The 17,157-nt window shown below is 71.0% G+C and carries 18 protein-coding genes; 5 read left to right on the plus strand and 13 right to left on the minus strand.

The features are described from left to right. Positions 1-72 precede the first annotated feature (72 nt). Positions 73-642 carry a PPA1309 family protein gene (locus tag ACFC51_RS02675; RefSeq protein WP_376377167.1) on the plus strand — a complete coding sequence of 190 codons (570 nt, stop codon included), beginning with the start codon at positions 73-75 and terminating at the stop codon, positions 640-642. Positions 643-664: 22 nt separating this feature from the next. On the opposite strand, the gene ACFC51_RS02680 is transcribed toward ACFC51_RS02675, so the two are convergent. The 4 genes from ACFC51_RS02680 to ACFC51_RS02695 all read right to left on the minus strand — a co-directional run bounded on the left by ACFC51_RS02680 (position 665) and on the right by ACFC51_RS02695 (position 3,989). Next, positions 665-1,771, minus strand: a complete 1,107-nt coding sequence (locus ACFC51_RS02680; RefSeq protein WP_376377168.1) for a PDZ domain-containing protein — start codon at positions 1,769-1,771, stop codon at positions 665-667. 180 nt (positions 1,772-1,951) lie between these two features. Next, positions 1,952-2,122: a hypothetical protein gene (locus ACFC51_RS02685; protein ID WP_014048224.1), complete on the minus strand. Its 171-nt coding sequence runs from the start codon at positions 2,120-2,122 to the stop codon at positions 1,952-1,954. A 127-nt stretch (positions 2,123-2,249) separates the two neighbouring features. Further along, a complete protein-coding gene (locus tag ACFC51_RS02690) occupies positions 2,250-2,711 on the minus strand; it encodes a molybdenum cofactor biosynthesis protein MoaE (RefSeq protein ID WP_376377170.1) in 462 nt (153 codons plus the stop codon). A 135-nt stretch (positions 2,712-2,846) separates the two neighbouring features. Beyond that, positions 2,847-3,989, minus strand: a complete 1,143-nt coding sequence (locus ACFC51_RS02695; RefSeq protein WP_376377172.1) for an SDR family oxidoreductase — start codon at positions 3,987-3,989, stop codon at positions 2,847-2,849. Positions 3,990-4,180: 191 nt separating this feature from the next. On the opposite strand from ACFC51_RS02695, the gene ACFC51_RS02700 reads away from it, so the two are divergent. Next, positions 4,181-5,632, plus strand: a complete 1,452-nt coding sequence (locus tag ACFC51_RS02700) for a zinc-dependent metalloprotease (RefSeq protein WP_376526651.1) — start codon at positions 4,181-4,183, stop codon at positions 5,630-5,632. Next, the gene (locus tag ACFC51_RS02705; RefSeq protein ID WP_376526654.1) at positions 5,629-6,174 is read left to right on the plus strand and encodes an NUDIX hydrolase; all 546 of its coding nucleotides are present in this window, start codon (positions 5,629-5,631) and stop codon (positions 6,172-6,174) included. The genes ACFC51_RS02700 and ACFC51_RS02705 overlap by 4 nt, the downstream gene beginning before the upstream one ends. Before the next feature lie 60 nt (positions 6,175-6,234). Here ACFC51_RS02705 and ACFC51_RS02710 read toward each other — a convergent pair whose 3' ends face one another. The 4 genes from ACFC51_RS02710 to ACFC51_RS02725 all read right to left on the minus strand — a co-directional run bounded on the left by ACFC51_RS02710 (position 6,235) and on the right by ACFC51_RS02725 (position 10,011). Beyond that, positions 6,235-6,990 carry an AIM24 family protein gene (locus tag ACFC51_RS02710; protein ID WP_376376935.1) on the minus strand — a complete coding sequence of 252 codons (756 nt, stop codon included), beginning with the start codon at positions 6,988-6,990 and terminating at the stop codon, positions 6,235-6,237. Between the two features lie 19 nt (positions 6,991-7,009). Further along, positions 7,010-7,690, minus strand: a complete 681-nt coding sequence (locus ACFC51_RS02715; RefSeq protein WP_376376937.1) for an AIM24 family protein — start codon at positions 7,688-7,690, stop codon at positions 7,010-7,012. A gap of 11 nt (positions 7,691-7,701) precedes the next feature. Further along, a complete protein-coding gene (locus ACFC51_RS02720) occupies positions 7,702-9,282 on the minus strand; it encodes a TerD family protein (RefSeq protein ID WP_376526657.1) in 1,581 nt (526 codons plus the stop codon). Positions 9,283-9,387: 105 nt separating this feature from the next. Then, positions 9,388-10,011 carry a M48 family metallopeptidase gene (locus tag ACFC51_RS02725; RefSeq protein WP_376376941.1) on the minus strand — a complete coding sequence of 208 codons (624 nt, stop codon included), beginning with the start codon at positions 10,009-10,011 and terminating at the stop codon, positions 9,388-9,390. Positions 10,012-10,191: 180 nt separating this feature from the next. On the opposite strand from ACFC51_RS02725, the gene ACFC51_RS02730 reads away from it, so the two are divergent. Continuing rightward, on the plus strand, positions 10,192-11,337 hold the full coding sequence (locus ACFC51_RS02730; RefSeq protein WP_376376943.1) for a TOMM precursor leader peptide-binding protein: 1,146 nt from the start codon (positions 10,192-10,194) through the stop codon (positions 11,335-11,337). A 64-nt stretch (positions 11,338-11,401) separates the two neighbouring features. Then, the gene (locus ACFC51_RS02735; protein WP_376376945.1) at positions 11,402-12,991 is read left to right on the plus strand and encodes an ABC1 kinase family protein; all 1,590 of its coding nucleotides are present in this window, start codon (positions 11,402-11,404) and stop codon (positions 12,989-12,991) included. 24 nt (positions 12,992-13,015) lie between these two features. Here the strand turns inward: ACFC51_RS02735 and ACFC51_RS02740 are convergent, their stop codons facing one another. From ACFC51_RS02740 to ACFC51_RS02760, 5 genes are all read right to left on the minus strand, one after another. Further along, positions 13,016-13,219, minus strand: a complete 204-nt coding sequence (locus tag ACFC51_RS02740; protein ID WP_376526659.1) for a hypothetical protein — start codon at positions 13,217-13,219, stop codon at positions 13,016-13,018. 142 nt (positions 13,220-13,361) lie between these two features. Beyond that, positions 13,362-13,703: a hypothetical protein gene (locus ACFC51_RS02745; RefSeq protein WP_376376995.1), complete on the minus strand. Its 342-nt coding sequence runs from the start codon at positions 13,701-13,703 to the stop codon at positions 13,362-13,364. Between the two features lie 17 nt (positions 13,704-13,720). Further along, positions 13,721-14,089 (minus strand): WhiB family transcriptional regulator, encoded by a 369-nt coding sequence (locus ACFC51_RS02750; protein WP_376376948.1) that lies wholly within the window; start codon positions 14,087-14,089, stop codon positions 13,721-13,723. A gap of 170 nt (positions 14,090-14,259) precedes the next feature. Next, positions 14,260-14,592 (minus strand): hypothetical protein, encoded by a 333-nt coding sequence (locus ACFC51_RS02755; RefSeq protein ID WP_376376950.1) that lies wholly within the window; start codon positions 14,590-14,592, stop codon positions 14,260-14,262. A gap of 168 nt (positions 14,593-14,760) precedes the next feature. Next, a complete protein-coding gene (locus ACFC51_RS02760) occupies positions 14,761-16,983 on the minus strand; it encodes an ATP-dependent DNA helicase UvrD2 (RefSeq protein WP_376526662.1) in 2,223 nt (740 codons plus the stop codon). Between the last annotated feature and the right edge of the window lie 174 nt (positions 16,984-17,157).

Genomic DNA, 17,157 nt, shown 5'->3' on the forward strand with positions numbered 1-17,157 from the left:
GATCGTAGAGCCCACCTATGCAACTTACTGAGGCTTTACCTAGTTCCCGTTCCCGGGGCAGAAGGAGGCAGGATGTTGGGCATGCCCAACGTTTCCCCCTCAGGCCCCCCGATGGCCGCGAGCCCACTCACCGTCGCCGTACTCGAGATCGACGCCTACGCCGCAGGTCTCGGCTGGGACCAGCCCGCCCGGCTGTTCGCCCTGGTCGACACCGCACGGCTGCGTGCCCACGAGCCGGGCCTCGCCGCCCAGCTCGGCCTCGACGACACCGCTTCCACGACCGCCGCCCTCACCCCCGTCGAACAGGAGGAGCTTCCCGCAGGCACCGCGCTGGACGAGTTCCTCGCCACGATCGCCTGGCCCGACGCCGTGGTCGGCTGCGCCATGACCGTGGAGCGGATGATGCTGCCGCCGTCCGCGGAGGCCTCCGTACCGGAAGGACTGACCGACGCCCAGCTGACCGAGTGGGTCTCCGGCCACCCGGACCGGCAGGAGGTCCGGATGACCGTGGCGGTGCTGCGGGACGGCGCACGGGACTCCGCCGTGCGCCTGCGGGAGAAGGACTCCCCGACCGAGGTCCTGACCGGTGCGGGGCTGGTCCCGGGGCTGGCCGAGGCTCTCGCGGCCACCTTCGAGTCCTGACCCCCCGCGGCGGGGGCCGGCCTCAGCCCGCCGAGCAGCTCGGCAGGCCGGCCGTGTCCCCCGTCCGGATCTTCTCCAGGGACTTCTTGGCGTCGTCGAGGGTCTTCACCCTCACCAGGGTGAGGCCGCTCGGGGTGTCGGACGCCGCGGCGGCGCAGTTGTCGTCCGGGGTGAGGAAGTACCGGGCACCCGCGTCGCGGGCGCCGACCAGCTTCATGTTGATGCCGCCGATGGGGCCGACCTTGCCGTCGTCGTCGATGGTGCCGGTGCCCGCGATGAACTTGCCGCCCGTCAGCTTTCCGGGCGTCAGCTTGTCGATGATGCCCAGCGAGAACATCAGGCCGGCGCTCGGTCCGCCGACGTCGGCGAGCTTGATGTCGATCTCGAACGGGAACGTGTGGTCGGTCCCCGCCTGGATCCCGACGATCGCCCGGTCCTCGGAGGGGTTCGAGGGATCCTCGGGCGCCTTCCGCGTGGTGAGGGTGACGTCCTTGGAGCCCTCGGGCTCCTTGCCCGCCTTCTCGGCGGCGGCGGCCGTCTTCGCGGGGACCACCGTGAAGACGACGTCCTCGCCGGGCTTGTGCTTCGTGACGAGCTTGGCGACGTCCTCGGGCTGCTCGACCGCCGCGCCGTCGACGGCCTTGATCACGTCGCCCGCGTGCAGCACGCCCTCGGCGGCGCTGTCCTTCACGACGGTGGAGACGACCACCCGGGAGGTGACGGGGATCTTCAGCTCCTCCAGGGCCGCGACCTTGGCGCTCTCCTGGGACAGGCTGAACTCCTCGGCGTTCTCCTGCGTCGACTCCTCCTCGGTCTTGCCGTCCGGGTAGAGGGTGTCGTGCGGAACGACCACGCTGTCGTGGGCCAGCCAGCCGTAGACGGCCTCGACGATGTTCATGTCGTAGTCCGCGCCGGTGACCCGGACCGTGGTCATGTTGAGGTTCCCGGACGTCGGGTACGTCTTGTGCCCGCTGATGTGGAGCACCGGCTCGCCCCGTGCGTCGCCGAGCGTGTTCACGGTCGGACCGGGAGACATCTCCGAGTACGGCACGCGGATCAGCACCCCTGCGCAGAGCAGCGCGATCAGGATGAGGGTGGAGGCGAGCATCGTCGCGGTGCGGCGTGGCATGGAACGACAGTACGGGAACGGCCTGTCAGTGCACCGTCGGGGCCGGTCCGTACGGGGCGGACGGCCGAGAGGTCCGGCAGGTCCGGCAGGTCCGGCAGGGATGTCGCGTAGGCGCTCATCGCGCGGGCGGTGCCCGGCGGAGCGGATGCACCCTTGGCAACCGCGTACGGCTGCGGTGTGTCAGACGGCCTCGGAACCGGAGTGCGACTTCTCCATCGCTTCACGGAACCTGGCGTATCCGGCGAGTTCGGTGACGTCGCCGGTCGTTCGGTTTCGGGCTGCCCACCCTCCCCATATCGCCGCGCCGAGAGCGGCTATAAGCGGAATCAACAGCCACGCGAGTGCTGCCATCACGACCTCCCTGCCCCATGAGCGACCGCAACCGGCGATCAGAAGATTAACCAGGTGCAGGACCAACGCTCACGGCAGGGGTGCGGTTACGCAAATCGGGGCTGATGCACCCCGGGGCGGTTTGCGCTCAGCAGGCGCCGACCCACTCCTCCGTGCCGTCGGAGAAGCGCTGGTGCTTCCAGATCGGGACCTCGTGCTTGAGGTCGTCGATCAGCTTGCGGCAGGCGTCGAAGGCCTCACCCCGATGGGCGCAGGACACGGCGACGACCACGGCCAGATCGCCGACACCCAGTTCACCCACCCGGTGGACGGCGGCCAGGGCCCGCACCGGGAAGTCCGCCACCACCTTCTCGGCCACCCGGCGGAGCTCGTCGCCCGCCGTCGGATGGCAGGAGTACCCGAGGGAGCCGACGTCCTGACCGTCGTCGTGGTTGCGCACCGTGCCGACGAAGAGCGCCGTGCCTCCGGCGGCGTCGTCCCCGACCGCGCGGAAGATCTCGTCGACGGAGAGCGGTGTGTCGCGGATGTCCAGGAGCCTGATCGGGTCCTGGGCCGCCTGCTCGCCGGGGTGGTCGTGGGTGCGTGCCATGGAGCCATCGTGCCGCACGGCACCGGTATCGCGGAATAGCGCTTTCGACCGGTGGCGTGCCGGCCCGCTTGGAGCCTCCTACCAGGCGGGGCCGCCCCGGGCCTCCGCCCGGGTCCCGGCCCGGAGCCCTGCCGGCTAGAAGCGACGGCGTGCCTTGCGGGCCCTCCGGACCAGCGCCGCCGTGCCGAGCAGCGCGACGGTCGCGCCCGCCGCCCCTGCCGCGGTGGCGTCCTTGCGGCCGAGCCGCCGGCCGGCGACGGTGTGGCGCCCCTCCACCTCTTCCAGGAGCGCGGCGAGGACCTCCTCGTTGGTCCACTTCGGGCGCCATCCCGCGTCGTGCAGCCGGCTCACGCTGACCACCCAGGGGTGCATGGTGTAGGCGAGGTCGCCCGCGGGTGAGGGGGTGAGGCCGATCCGGTGCAGCCGGGCGGCGGCGCCGAGAGCGACGGCGGACGGCAGCTCCATGCGGCGTACTCCGGAGAGCTCCTCCACCTCCTCCTGTTCGAGCCAGCCGTCGCAGCCGACCGCGAACTCGCCGTCGATCTTCCCGAGAGCGGCGTACTCCAGTGCGCTCACCAGGTCGTCCACGTGACAGAACTGCCAGGCCGGCCGCGACCCGGCGACGACCAGCAGCCTCGGGGACTCGAAGTACCGGGTGAGTGCCGTGTCCGTGCCGCCGACCAGGACCGTGGGGCGCACCACCGTGACGTCGAGGCCGGGGTGGGCGCGGGGGGCGCGGCGGCCGAGCCGTTCGATCTCCAGCAGGTCGCCGACCGCGGTGGCCTCCGCCGTGGCCCGCAGCTCGGCGTCCTCGGAGAGAGGGACGTCGTTGTCGGGCAGGGCGCCGTAGACCATCGCCGAGGTGCACAGCACGACCCTGTGGACGCCCACGGCCGCCGCGGCCGTCAGCACGGTCTGGGTCCCGCGCACGTTGTAGGCGGTACGGGCCGCGGGGTCGGTCTCCAGGTCCAGGTCGAGTGCCATGTGCACGACGACGTCCGCGCCGCGCAGTTTCTCGGCGATGGCGGGGTCCCGCACGTCCAGGATGTGCCAGGTCGCCTCGGAGACGTCCCCCCGGCGCTCGTCGATGGCGATGACCTGCTTGATCGCGTCGGATGCGGCGAGGTGGGCGGTGAGCAGCTCACCGACGCCGGTCGCGGCGCCGGTGACCGCGACGACGGGGCCGCGGCTTCGGGAGAGATTTTTCGTGGGCTTGCTTTCGGGCGAGGGGTCGGCCAGGTTTCGCGCTGCGCGAACCTGCGGATCTGGGGAACTCACCGGGCGTCTCCAGCGGTTGTCTTCAGTACGTACCCGAATGACGCGTGCGTACCAGGTGGCGTCCATCCTGCCGCAGGCCGGGAGCCGGCGGAGCACTGAGGGCCCGAGCGGGCTTTGGTGTCTACGCTGGATGGTGATGTCGGGCAGTCGCCGTCGGTTCGAGCCGGCGGCCCTACGAGCCGAGGAAACCCGTGAGTGACACCCCATTCGGATTCGGCCTTCCGCCGGAGGAGCCGGAAGACGGCGACGAAGGCAAGAAGAAGGACCCCACCGGTGGTGGGCAGGGCTCGGGCGGGCCGGCGAACCCGTTCGGCTTCGGGCCCGGCGCGGGCGGGGACAACCCGTTCGCCGCGATGTTCGGCTCGATGAACCCGAACGACCTGGGTGCGGCCTTCCAGCAGCTCGGCCAGATGCTGAGCTACGAGGGCGGGCCGGTCAACTGGGACATGGCCAAGCAGATCGCCCGCCAGACGGTGTCGCAGGGCACCACGGACGGCAGCAAGGACGCGAGCGTCGGTCCCGCGGAGCGGTCCTCCGTGGACGAGGCGCTGCGTCTCGCCGACCTCTGGCTGGACGGCGTGACGTCGCTGCCCTCGGGTTCCGTCTCGACGGTGGCCTGGAGCCGCGCCGAATGGGTGGAGGCGTCCCTCCCCGCCTGGCAGCAGCTGGTGGACCCGGTGGCCGAGCGTGTCGGCCTCGCCATGGGCGATGTCCTGCCCGAGGAGATGCAGGCGATGGCGGGCCCGCTGATCGGCATGATGCGGTCGATGGGCGGCGCCATGTTCGGCCAGCAGATCGGGCAGGCCGTGGGCGTGCTCGCCGGAGAGGTCGTCGGCTCGACCGACATCGGTCTCCCCCTGGCACCCGCGGGCAAGGCCGCGCTGCTTCCGCTGAACGTCGAGCGGTTCGGCAAGGACCTCAGCGTGCCGCAGGACGAGGTGCGGCTCTACCTGGCGCTGCGCGAGGCGGCCCACCAGCGGCTCTTCGCCCACGTCCCGTGGCTGCGCTCGCATCTGTTCGGCGCGGTCGAGGCCTACGCGCGCGGCATCAAGGTCGACACCAGCAAGCTCGAGGACGTCGTCGGCCAGTTCGACCCCTCTCAGCCCGAGCAGCTGCAGGACGCGCTTCAGCAGGGCATGTTCCAGCCGGAGGACACCCCGGAGCAGAAGGCGTCGCTGGCCCGTCTGGAGACCGCCCTCGCCCTCGTCGAGGGCTGGGTGGACGCCGTGGTGCACGAGGCCGCGAAGTCCCGGCTGACCTCGGCGGACGCACTGCGGGAGACGATGCGCAGGCGGCGGGCCTCCGGCGGTCCCGCCGAGCAGACGTTCGCCACGCTCATCGGGCTGCAGCTGCGGCCGCGCAGGCTGCGTGACGCCTCCCGCCTGTGGGCCTCGCTCACGGACGCCCGGGGCGTCGACGGCCGTGACGGCCTGTGGGAGCACCCCGACATGCTGCCGACGGCGCAGGACCTGGACGACCCCGACGGCTTCGTCCACCACGAGCAGCTGGACTTCTCCGAGCTGGACAAGATGCTCGGGGAGGCCGCGAAGGGCTCCCCGAAGCCCTCGGCCGAGGACCGGGGCAAGGCCGAGGAGCCCGAGGACGGCCCGAAGGACGACGGCAAGGACGACACCGACCGGTGAGCCTGCACGACGACGCTGTCGCGGTGCTCGAGGCGTACGCCGGGCCCGACGCACAGCAGAAGGAGCTGCGCGGGACGTACCTGGACCATCTGGCCGGGCACCCCGACGGCATGTGGAAGGCGTGCGGGGCCGGGCATCTGACGGCCAGCGCGCTGGTGGTGGACCCGGAGCGCGGCAGGGTCCTGCTGACGCTGCACAGGAAGCTGCGGATGTGGCTGCAGATGGGCGGCCACTGCGAGCCCCAGGACACCACGCTGGCGGCTGCGGCGTTGCGTGAGGCCGCGGAGGAGTCGGGGATCGCCGGACTCACCCTGCTGCCCGGCGGGCCCGTGCGGCTCGACCGCCACCCCATCCCGGCGCCCTGCCACTGGCACCTGGACGTGCAGTACGCGGCGATCGCGTCGGCCGGGGCGGTGGAGCGGATCAGCGACGAGTCCCTCGATCTGCGCTGGTTCCCGTACGACGAGGTGGCCGGCGTCGCGGACGCCTCGGTCGTGCGTCTGCTGGAGAGCACCCGCGTACGGCTGGGGCACGGCCGCTAGACAGCGGTGGGGGGCGGATTCCCTGGGAATAATCCGCCCCCCACCGCTGTCTCCGCCTGTTCAGTTCCAGGCGTTGTTCTGGTTCTGGCCGTGCGCGCCGTGCTGGCCCACGCCGAACTGGGCCGCGGCCCCCTGGCCGATCTGGCTGTTCTGCGGGGGCAGCACCTCGCTCGGCTGGACGAGGGCGAAGCCCTGGCCCAGGAAGCTCAGCTCCCAGCCCTCCCCCGTGTTGCCGCGGCGCCGGAAGACGCCCGAGGAGTGGGTCTGGGCCTGCATCTGGACCCGCAGCCCGCTCGACCAGGCGACGATCGCGTCGGCGTCGACGTTGATGTACTTGTCCGGGGTGACCTGCATCATCAGCGGCTGGCCGGAGGTCATCAGGGCGACCTTGCCGGTGCCGGAGATGTTGAGCTGGTACTTGCCGGTGCCGGAAATCCCGTACTGGCTGTCCACCGCGATGACCTCGGTGTGCAGCGAGGAGTCCAGTGCGAGGACGTAGGCGCTGTCGACCGTCATGCCCTCGTGGTCGACGTCGACCACGTGGATGTACTGGGCGAGGTTGGCCAGGTAGACCGTGCCCTGACCGGAACAGCGCATGAGGTCGAGGCCCTCGCCCGTGTTCCTCCGGGCGCGGCGCTGGCCGTGCGACTGGTACTCGCCGTCGAACTCCATGAGCCCCTGGTAGGCGACCATGGCGCCCTTACGGGCGAGAACGTCGTCGTGGCCGGTCAGCGAGACCCGCAGGAGCTGCGGATTCTGGATGGCGTAGCGGTCCTGGGTCTGTTGTTCGGTGTGGCTGAAAAGCGGACTCTGCATGATGTGGTTCCTCCCCCGCTCAGTTCCGGACCCGGAGGCGGTCGGTGCTGTCCTCGCTCGGCTGGACGACGACGATGCCCTGCCCGGAGAACGCCATCTGGAAAGCCTCTCCGCTGCCCCGGCCGATGAGCGAGCTCGCCTTGAAGCTGCGCTTGCCCTTCACCTTGAGGTTCGGGGACCACGCGACGAGGGCGTCGGGGTCGACGTACGTCTCGTCCTCGCCCCGGCCGCAGTCGACGACGATCGGCGTGCCGCGCGAGGTGATGGCGACCCATCCCGTGCCCTGGATCTCGACGTTCCACAGGCCCTGGCCGGCGAACTTGGCCAGCCCCTTGACCCGCTCCACACCCCAGGTGAGGTGGCCGTCGAAGGCCAGGAGGTTGGTGCCGTTGACCGAGAGCGAGTCGTTGTTGAGATTGATGACGACCACGTCGGCGCCGTAGTCGGCGAGGTAGAGGAGACCGTCACCGGCGCACTTCATGAGGGGCGCGCCCTCGCCGGTGATCCACTGGGAGGCGATCCGGCGTACGGCGGGCGGATTGGGCTCGTACTGGATGAAGCCCTCGTAGGCCACCATCGAGCCGGTGCGCGCGTAGAGGTCCTGGCCGGTGGCCATGGCGACCTTGAGCATCGTGCGGCCGTGGTTCTCCATGCGGGCCGTGACGGGGGTCGGGGCGAAGCCCGCGAGCTGCTGATTCATGACGGGCTCCCTCAGACCTCGTAGGGCTGGACGACGATGAAGTTCCCGGGCGCTCCCCGGAACTGGAGGTTCACGGTCTCTCCGCTGTGCCCGGGATACGCGTTGCGGCGCAGCCGGACCTGGCTGGAGAGGATCACCTGGGACGCGGACGACCAGGCCACGACGGCGTTGCAGTCGGCGAAGGTGGTCGGCGTGACCGGAAGGACGACCGGTACACCGTGGGTCTTGACGACGACGGTGCCGGTGCCCTGGAACTGCATGGTGAACAGGGCGCCGCCGGGAATGCCGTGGCCCTCGATCCTGCGCACCTCGTACTGCAGGGACTCGTCGAACGCGAGGACGCTCTCCGCGGAGACGCAGATGCCGTCGCCCTGGAGCTCGATGGGGTGAAGATGTGCCCCCTCCTCGGCGAGGAAGACCTGGCCGCGACCGGTGCAGCGCATCAGCTGCATCTCCTGGCCCGTGGCGTTGCCGACCATGCGGCCGGCGAACCCGGCTCCCTTGTAACCGAAGTCGACCTTGCCCTGGTACATCACCATGCTGCCCTGACGGGCGAGCACCGGCATACCGCCCATCGTGAGGTCGACGCGCATGAGCTGCTGGTTCTGCGAGGTCCAGCGCTGGCCGGTGGCCGCCTCCTTGTACGGCTGCAGGGCTGCCTGCAGACCCGCGCCGGCGGCCGGAAGCCCCTGGGGGATCCCGTGGGGCGTGCCGGGCGGCATGCCCGGGGGCTGCTGGCCGAACGGGGGCGCGGCCGGGGGCTGCTGACCGAACGGCGGGGCCGTCGGCGGGGAGCCCTGCCCCGGGACCTGCCCGAACTGCGGCTGCTGGGGCGGCTGCCCGTACGGGGAGGGCGCCTGCGGCGCCGGTGCCATGGGTGCGGCGATGGTCGGCGCGGCGTGCATCGGCTGCTGCGCGGGAGCCGGAGCGGGCGGAGCACCGAAGGAAGGTGCCGGCTGCGGCGGCTGGGGAGCCGCGGGAGCTCCGAAAGCGGGAGGCGCGGAGGCCTGGGCGGGGGGCGCGAACGAGGGAGCGGCACCCTGTACGGGCGCGGCAGGGGCTTCCTCGGCGACCTCGCCACCGAAGTTCTTCAGCAGCGCGTCGAGCCCGCCGTCGAAGCCCTGGCCGACCGCGGCGAACCGCCAGACGTCCTTGAGGTAGAAGTCACCGAGCATGACCGCGCGTTCGGTGGTGAACTCGGAACCGGTGAAGGCGTACCTCACCACTTCCTCACCACCCGCCACGATCCGGATGTATCCGGGACCGGCCTGCGACATCTGCCCGGCACCGTCGAGAGTCGCGGTGAAGGACAGCTTGTGGATGTTCGCCGGAATACGGTCGAGGGTGACGCGGAACGACTCGGTGTCACCTGCCTGGGCGCCGAGAAGCTGAATGGACTCCTCAGGCGATTTCGGCTGGTTGAAGAAGATGAAATACCGGTCGTCGGAGAGCTGCTCGTCGGCGTCGAGACCGAAGCAGCTGATGTCGAACGTCAAGCCGGATCCCGCGATCTGCACACCTACGTACAGATCCGTCCCTGACGTGAGATCACTGATCTTGGCCTTGTGGCCGCGCTGAAATTCCCTGGCCATGCGTAACGACCGTCCCCCATCCCGAAGGTGAATGCTCGCGTCAGGCTAACCGCAAACCACGACATCGGGCCAAGCCGGTACCGACCCGGTACAGAATCGGCAAGGTCACTCTTCGCGGGCGCCCGGCAGATGCGGAAGCCGGTCGGCGGCCACCACTCCTTCGAGGTAACCGCGCGCACGCTCGGTCCGGGGGTAGGCCTCCAGCAGCCGCCAGAAGCGCGGCCCGTGGCCCGGGACCAGCAGATGCGCCAGTTCGTGGAGCAGGACGTAGTCGAGGACGTACTCCGGCATGCCCTGCAGCCGGTGCGACAGACGGATGCTGCCCTCGGCCGGGGTGCAGGAGCCCCAGCGGGTGTTCTGATTGGTCACCCACCGCACGGAGGAGGGCCGAGCCCGGCCCTCCAGATACTGGCCGGAGAGCCGCTCCGCCCGGTCCGCGAGCTCACGGTCGCCGATGACGCGCTTGCTCTCCTGCGCGGCGAGCTTGTCGAGCATCACACCGACCCAGCGCTGCTCCTCGGCCTCCGACATCCGGGCCGGGATGAGCACGATGGTGCGGTCGCCCTCCCGGTACGCGGAGACCGTTCTGCTCCGCCGGGCGCTCCTGCGGACCTCGACGGCACTCATCACCGATGCGCGGGGCTGACGGGTGGCTGCGCTGCGCTGCGCGTGTCCGGCGCTGCGCGCGGGGGTCTCCCCGGCGAGACCGGGAGAGGAGTCGGCGGGCACGGAACGACGTTACCCGCTGGCGACGGGGGAAGTCCCGCCTCCGCGACGGTTCAACGTTGATCCACTTCTCGGCTTGCACCATTTGAACGACTAATGCCCCAGCCTGTGGATAACTTTCTGCCCGTTCCGCCGCCACGTTGCATTCTGGCAACGGATCCCGACACCGACCTGGGAGAAGTCATGCATCCGATGCTGAAGCCCGCACTCCGCCGGGCCTGGCGCGGACGGAACACCGTGCAATTCGGTGTGACGCCCGCGCACGCGGTAACGCTGGGCCCGATGGATATCGCGACCGGCAGCTTTCTGGAACTCCTCGACGGAACGCGCGGACTTCCCCTGCTCCGCGAAGAGGCCCGCGCTCTGGATCTGTCGGACCGTCATGTGGACATTCTCGTATCGCGCCTCACGGAAGCCGGCCTGCTGGACGATCCGGACGCCGGCGGCCCGGAGGCCGACGCCTTACGCCGACGGGCGGAGACCCTCGAGCGGCAGCGGCCCGACGCGGCGGCCCTCTCCGTGGTCCACCCGGCACCCGGCAGCGCGCTGCGCAGGCTGGCGGCCCGGCGAGCGATGCGTGTACAGGTGCGCGGCGCCGGCAGGGTCGGCGCCGCGATCGCCGCGGTGCTGTCCGGGTCGGGGGTGGGCCACGTCGAGGTGCTCGACGGCGGCCGCACCGAACCCTGGGACGTGGCTCCGGGCGGACTCCCCCCTTCATCGGTCGGAGAGCGCCGGGACACGGCGGCCAGGCAGCTGGTGCGCAGATCCGCCGCCGGCGGCCCTCCACGGCAGGACCGGACGGGCGGGGCTCCTCCGTCGGGCGAGCCCGCGCTGTCCCTGATCGTGGCGGCGCCCAGGGACGGCCTCTCGGTCTACGCGCCCGATCCGGACACCTCCGCGCCGTGGATCGCCTCGGGTACGCCGCATCTCTACGCGGGAGTGATCGAAGCCACCGGAGTGGTCGGACCGCTGGTGCTGCCCGGCGGTACCGGGTGCGCCGGCTGCCTGGCACTGCGCCGCGCGGAGGCGGACCCGCAGTGGCCGCGGATGCTCGCACAGTGGAGGTCCGGACGGCGCTCCTGTGTACAGGCCTGCGACCTGGGCCTGGCGACAGCGGTGGCCGGTCTCGCCGCCGCCCATGCGCTGTCCTTCCTCGACGGAGAGCTCCCCGCCAGTACGGGGGCACGGTGGGAGGCCGCCATGCCTCTGCTGGACTGGCGGTCGGAGCGGCTGGCGCCGCATCCCGACTGTGTCTGCGAGGCCGCCGGGCACACTGAGGCGGAGCTCACCTCCGCGGCCGGCGCCGCGCAGGACACAATGGCCGGGTGACCGCCGCCGACGGAGCGGAGCCGGATACTCACGCGGCACGGCAGTCTGGGAACTGGAGGGGCACATGTCTGATCTTCCCCGGAAGGCGGTCACCCGTACCGCGAAGCTGGCAGCCCTGCCTCTGGGCTTCGCCGGCCGTGCCACATGGGGTCTGGGCAAGCGGATCGGCGGCAGATCCGCCGAGCTGGTGGCCCGCGAGGTCCAGCAGCGTACGGCGGATCAGCTCTTCAAGGTGCTCGGCGAGTTGAAGGGCGGTGCGATGAAGCTAGGACAGGCGCTGTCCGTCTTCGAGTCCGCACTGCCCGAGGACGTGGCGGGCCCCTACCGGGCGGCGCTGACCAAGCTCCAGGAGGCGGCACCTCCCATGCCGACCCGCACCGTCCACGGGGTGCTGGCGGAGCGGCTCGGAGAGGACTGGCGGGAGCTCTTCACCGAGTTCGACGACCAGCCGTCCGCCGCGGCGTCGATCGGGCAGGTCCACCGTGCCGTGTGGCACGACGGACGTGATGTCGCGGTGAAGGTGCAGTATCCGGGCGCCGGTGAGGCGTTGCTGTCGGACCTCACCCAACTCAGCCGTTTCGCACGGCTGCTCGGACCGCTGGTCCCCGGGATGGACATCAAGCCGCTCATCACGGAGCTGCGCGACCGGGTGTCCGAGGAACTGGACTACGAGCTCGAGGCCGCAGCCCAGCAGGAGCACGCGGCGGAGTTCGAGGATGATCCGGACGTCGTGATCCCTGGCGTGGTGCACCGGTCCGAGCAGGTGCTGGTGACGGAGTGGATCGACGGCATCCCTCTGTCGGAGGTGATCGCCGACGGCACGGAGGAGCAGCGGGACCGGGCGGGCCAGCTCCTGGCGCGCTTCCTGTTCTCGGGGCCCGCGCGCACGGGTCTGCTGCACGCGGACCCTCACCCGGGTAACTTCCGGCTGCTCCCCCCGGAGCCGGTGGCTTCGGCGGCGGCCGGCCGGGGCGCCACCGACGCCTCGGACGGCTCCAAGGACTCCGCCAGCCCCGACGGCACCGACGGCACAGCCGGGGATCACGGCCTGTGGCGCCTGGGAGTTCTGGACTTCGGGACGGTGGACCGGCTTCCGGGCGGCCTGCCGCAGACCATCGGCGACGCCCTGCGGATGACACTGGACGGCGACGCCGACGCCGTCTACGCGATGCTCCGGGAGGCCGGCTTCGTCAAGGAGTCGGTCGAGCTCGAGCCGGATGCCGTGCTCGACTATCTGCTCCCCATCATCGAGCCGGCGCAGGCGGACGAATTCACCTTCACCCGCTCCTGGCTGCGCAGCCAGGCCGCCCGCATCGCCGATCCGCGCTCCCCGGCACATCAGTTGGGCAAGCAGCTGAATCTGCCTCCGGCCTATCTGCTGATCCACCGCGTCACGCTGAGCACGATCGGGGTGCTGTGCCAGCTGGGCGCGACCGTCAGACTGCGGGACGAACTGGAGTCCTGGCTCCCGGGATTCGTCCTCCCGGATCCGGACGCGGCAGAGTTGGAAGCGGAGTCCGCACCGGAGGCCGAAGCAGAACCTGGAACGGGGCTGGAAGCGGAGCCTGGCGTGCGGCAGCGGGCGGGACACCGGTCCGCCGGTCGCGCGGCGGACGAGGACGGTGCCGAGGACGGAACGACGGTCGAGGTGTAGCGGGCGCCGTCTCCTCGCCCCCGGTCACCACCAGACGGAGTCCAGCCGGCTCTCGATCGCCCTGATGTGAAGGCGGGCGCAGTCGTCGCAGAAGTACTGGCGCCTGCCGTCCTCCACGGCACAGACCCAGGTCGGAGGGGGTACGTCCGATTCCGCGGTGGCGCCGCAGCGGGCGCACAGTACGGGACCGGAGGCCGGCTTCCCGGGGTGATGAGTCTCCTCGTCCACCTCGCGACGATAACGCCGCGGGCCGGGCGGCGCCCGCCGTAACGCACCGCGGGGCCGGCCTGTGAGGCCGGCCCCGCGGAAGGGGAGGTGGCTGCTTCGAGGGCGGAGCGGTTGCCCGGCAGCCTTACTGCTGGTGGAGCTGTCAGTGCATGACGGCCATGGCGAGCGCGCGGCGGGCGCGCATCGAGGCACGCTCCGCACGGCGCTGCATCCGCCGGGCGGACACCAGGCGCGCGGCCTGACGTCCCTCCTCGGCCTCCCTCAGGCGGTCGTGCATATGCGCACGGGCCAGGGCTTCTGGGATGAGTTGCATCTCGCGGGTCCTGTTCTGGCGCGAGTCGTTCGCGCCGATGATGGTGACGTTCGGGGTCGCGGAGCCGACGGGCTCCCTCGTGGTGGTGGTCATTGGTGCCTGATTCCGGGGGTCATGAGTCTGGGGACGGTCGATGGTTCCGATGCTGCGATGCGTTCGTGTGGGAGCCATGGCCCCCAGGTCGGCGGTCACGCCGCGACCGGGTTCTTGCGCGGACGGCCACGCGGGCGCTTCCGGGCGACGACGACGCCCTGGACGAAGAGCTCGCCGCCCCAGACGCCCCACGGCTCGCGCCGCTCCTTGGCGCCGGCGAGGCAGGCCTCGATCAGCGGGCACGTCCGGCAGAGGGACTTGGCGTACTCGACATCGGCCGGCGACTCCGCGAAGAAGACTTCCGGGTCGTAGGAACGGCACGGGACGGGCACGCCGAGGTTCTCGATGGCGTCGTCGAGCGCGGTGAGCGTGGTGAGGGGGAGCAAGGTGGAGTCCTCCGTGAGGCCGGGCGGGGAGATCGTGTCGGAAGGCGGTACGGACGGGGCGTGCGTCTCGAGTTGCACGGTGGTGTTGTCCTCGTCTGGTCGTGCCGGCCTGTTGGCCGGTTGGCGGCTGGTACCAGGTCCTGCTGTCCCGAGGCTCCTCCGTCTCGTCTCGTCCGTTCGGACAAAACAAAAGGGCCGCGGATCCCGAGTGGGGTTCCGCGGCCCTGAAGGCGCCGGCCTGATGCTGATCAGGCTGGATCACTCCAGGGTTCAGGCCCACGGAAGGCCCACATCGTGTGGTGGTGCTGCGTCGTCTGCTTCTTGGCTCCGGCACCGGCTGCGGCTGCCGCAAAGGCATAGGCCGAGGCCTGTCCCTTCACTACGGCTGCTTCCGGTGCCCCGGTCGGTCGCTCATTGCGCTCTCGCACGGGCAGGCTCGCCAGGAACAGCGGGCTGACCAGGGAGACGCCGGACGCACCGGTGCCACGGAGCGAGAGCTCGGAAGAGCGGGTGAGGCCGAGCGAGCAGGTGGAGACGATCGACGGATCGGTCATTTTGATGGTGTTGATGATGCTGATCACGGACAATCGCCTCCTCTCGGCGTCTCGGGGGACCGGCCGGGGCCGATCCTGCGGTATTCGGATAAGTACAGCACGGAATCAGGGCTTCAGAGAAGTCGCTGTTCCCGTGGTTAAGAACCTATGGTGATGACTGCTGCGCGCGCAAACTATTTTTTCGACGAGTTTTTCTCACACGTCGCCGTCGCCCTCCTCCGGCTCCTGACCCACCGTCCGGCCTGCACAGATGTCGAGCACGTCGGCCCCGAACCTGGTCAGCTTCCGGTTGCCGACACCGGCGATGACGACGAGCTCGCCCTCACTGCCCGGCGCCGCCTCGGCGATGGCCATCAGTGTCTTGTCGGTGAAGACGCAGTAGGCGGGCTGGCTGATCTCCTTCGCCCGGTCCGCGCGCCACTCGCGCAGCCGCTCGTACAGCCCTTCGTCCATGTCGGAGGGGCAGTCCTCGCAGCGCATCAGCTTCATCTCACCGGCCTCGGTGAGTGTCCTGCCGCAGACGCGGCACCGCACCGGCCCCCGCCTCCCGGCCCTGGCGGGCTTCTCCGCGCCGGCGACAGCCGTGCCCGCACGCGAACCCCGGTCGATGCCGCCGCCGCCTCCGGTTCCGCCCCGTGCGGCGAGCCCGGCCGATCCGGGCCGCAGCCCGTTGAGGAAGCGGGTCGCCCTGCGGTTCCCCCGGCCACCGGGCGACCGGGAGAGGGCCCAGGACAGCGAGAGGTGGAAGCGGGCCCGGGTGACTCCGACGTACAGCAGACGGCGCTCCTCCTCGACCTGCTCGTCCGTCTTGGCGTAGGCGATCGGCATCATGCCCTCGGTGAGCCCGACGAGGAACGCGGCGTCCCACTCCAGGCCCTTCGCCGAGTGCAGTGACGCCAGGGTGACGCCCTGGACTGTGGGCGCGTGCTGGGCGGCGGCGCGCTCGTCGAGCTCGGCCACGAGCGCGGAGAGCGTCGCGCCGGGCCTGGCCTGTTCGAAGTCCTCCGCCAGTCGCACCAGCGCGGCGAGGGACTCCCAGCGGTCGCGCACCGCGCCCGAGCCGGCGGGCGGTGTGGAGGTCCACCCCTTGGTGGAGAGCACCGCCCGCACCTCGGCGGGCAGGTCGTCGGCGCCGTCGAGCAGGGAGTCGTTGCCCCCCGCCCGGGCGGCGCCGCGCAGGGCGACACCCGCCTCCCTCACTTCAGGACGGTCGAAGAAGCGTTCGGCTCCGCGCAGCTGGTAGGGCACACCCGCGTCCGCGAGGGCCTGCTCGTAGACCTCGGACTGGGAGTTGACGCGGTACAGCACGGCGATCTCACCGGCGGGGACTCCGGCGGCGATCAGGTCGCGGATCCGCCGGGCGGTGCCCTCGGCCTCCGCGGGCTCGTCCGGGTATTCGGTGTAGACAGGTTCGGGGCCCTTGTCCCGCTGGGAGACCAGCTCCAGCCGGTGCTCGGCCGCCTTGCCCCGGGCCTGGCTCAGCAGGCCGTTGGCCAGATGGACGACCTGGGGGGTGGAGCGGTAGTCCCGTACCAGCTTGACCACCGTCGCACCTGGATGACGGGTGCGGAAGTTCAGCAGGTGGTCGGGGGTGGCACCGGTGAAGGAGTAGATCGTCTGACCGGCGTCCCCGACGACGCAGAGGTCGTCCCGGTCGCCCAGCCAGAGATCGAGAAGGCGCTGCTGGAGGGGGCTGACGTCCTGGTACTCGTCGACGACGAAGTGCTGGTACTGGCGACGCACATGGTCGGCGATGTCGTGGCGGTCCTGGAGGATGCCGACCGTCAGCAGCAGCACGTCCTCGAAGTCGATCACCGACCGGTCGCGCTTCAGCTGCTCGTACATCGCGTAGATCTGGGAGAGCTCCGCCGGGTCGCGCGGGGCGTCCCGCTGGGTCTTGGCGACGGCCGCCGGGTAGTCGGCGGGCACCGTCTGGGTGACCTTGGCCCACTCGATCTCGCTGGTGGCGTCCCGGAGCTCGTTGCGGTCGAGGCGGATCCCGCAGCGCGCCGCGGCCTCGGCGACGAGCTGGACCTTGCGCTCCACCAGGCGCGGGAGCTCACCGCCGACAGCTTTCGGCCAGAAGTACTGGAGCTGGCGCAGGGCCGCGGAGTGGAAGGTCCTGGCCTGGACTCCGGTGGCGCCGAGCTGGCGGAGCCTTCCCCGCATCTCCCCGGCGGCCCGGTTGGTGAAGGTGACGGCGAGCACGGTCGTCGGCTGGAGGATCCCGGCACGCACCCCGTAGGCGATGCGGTGCGTGATCGCCCGCGTCTTGCCCGTACCGGCTCCGGCCAGCACGCACACGGGCCCGCCGAGGGCCAGCGCCACCTCGCGCTGCTCCGGGTCGAGGCCGTCGAGGACGGCGTCCGCGGAGTCGGGGACCTGAGGGAAGAGGGTGGAACGCGTTGCTGCTGTCACCCTGCCATGCTGCCAGGTCGCGAGGGGACGCCGAGGCGGTTGTCCACAGGGGCTGCCGTTCGTCGTACCGGTGGGGCAGGGGCGTCGGCCCCGCAGGGAGCGGGGCCGGGAATGGTGGTCGGGTCACGGACGTTCCCTCGATGCGGGAGGGTGCGCGGGCGGGCTCGTCCCGCC

Origin of the sequence: Streptomyces sp. NPDC055962, assembly GCF_042270185.1 — a bacterium.
Lineage (GTDB): Bacteria > Actinomycetota > Actinomycetes > Streptomycetales > Streptomycetaceae > Streptomyces.

What these genes read in the sequence shown, in the direction of transcription:
- ACFC51_RS02675 (WP_376377167.1), top strand. Translation starts at nt 73, where the DNA reads ATGTTGGGCATGCCCAACGTTTCCCCCTCAGGCCCCCCGATGGCCGCG.
- ACFC51_RS02680 (WP_376377168.1), bottom strand. Translation starts at nt 1,771, where the DNA reads ATGCCACGCCGCACCGCGACGATGCTCGCCTCCACCCTCATCCTGATC.
- ACFC51_RS02685 (WP_014048224.1), bottom strand. Translation starts at nt 2,122, where the DNA reads ATGGCAGCACTCGCGTGGCTGTTGATTCCGCTTATAGCCGCTCTCGGC.
- ACFC51_RS02690 (WP_376377170.1), bottom strand. Translation starts at nt 2,711, where the DNA reads ATGGCACGCACCCACGACCACCCCGGCGAGCAGGCGGCCCAGGACCCG.
- ACFC51_RS02710 (WP_376376935.1), bottom strand. Translation starts at nt 6,990, where the DNA reads ATGCAGAGTCCGCTTTTCAGCCACACCGAACAACAGACCCAGGACCGC.
- ACFC51_RS02715 (WP_376376937.1), bottom strand. Translation starts at nt 7,690, where the DNA reads ATGAATCAGCAGCTCGCGGGCTTCGCCCCGACCCCCGTCACGGCCCGC.
- ACFC51_RS02720 (WP_376526657.1), bottom strand. Translation starts at nt 9,282, where the DNA reads ATGGCCAGGGAATTTCAGCGCGGCCACAAGGCCAAGATCAGTGATCTC.
- ACFC51_RS02730 (WP_376376943.1), top strand. Translation starts at nt 10,192, where the DNA reads ATGCATCCGATGCTGAAGCCCGCACTCCGCCGGGCCTGGCGCGGACGG.
- ACFC51_RS02735 (WP_376376945.1), top strand. Translation starts at nt 11,402, where the DNA reads ATGTCTGATCTTCCCCGGAAGGCGGTCACCCGTACCGCGAAGCTGGCA.
- ACFC51_RS02745 (WP_376376995.1), bottom strand. Translation starts at nt 13,703, where the DNA reads ATGGCTCCCACACGAACGCATCGCAGCATCGGAACCATCGACCGTCCC.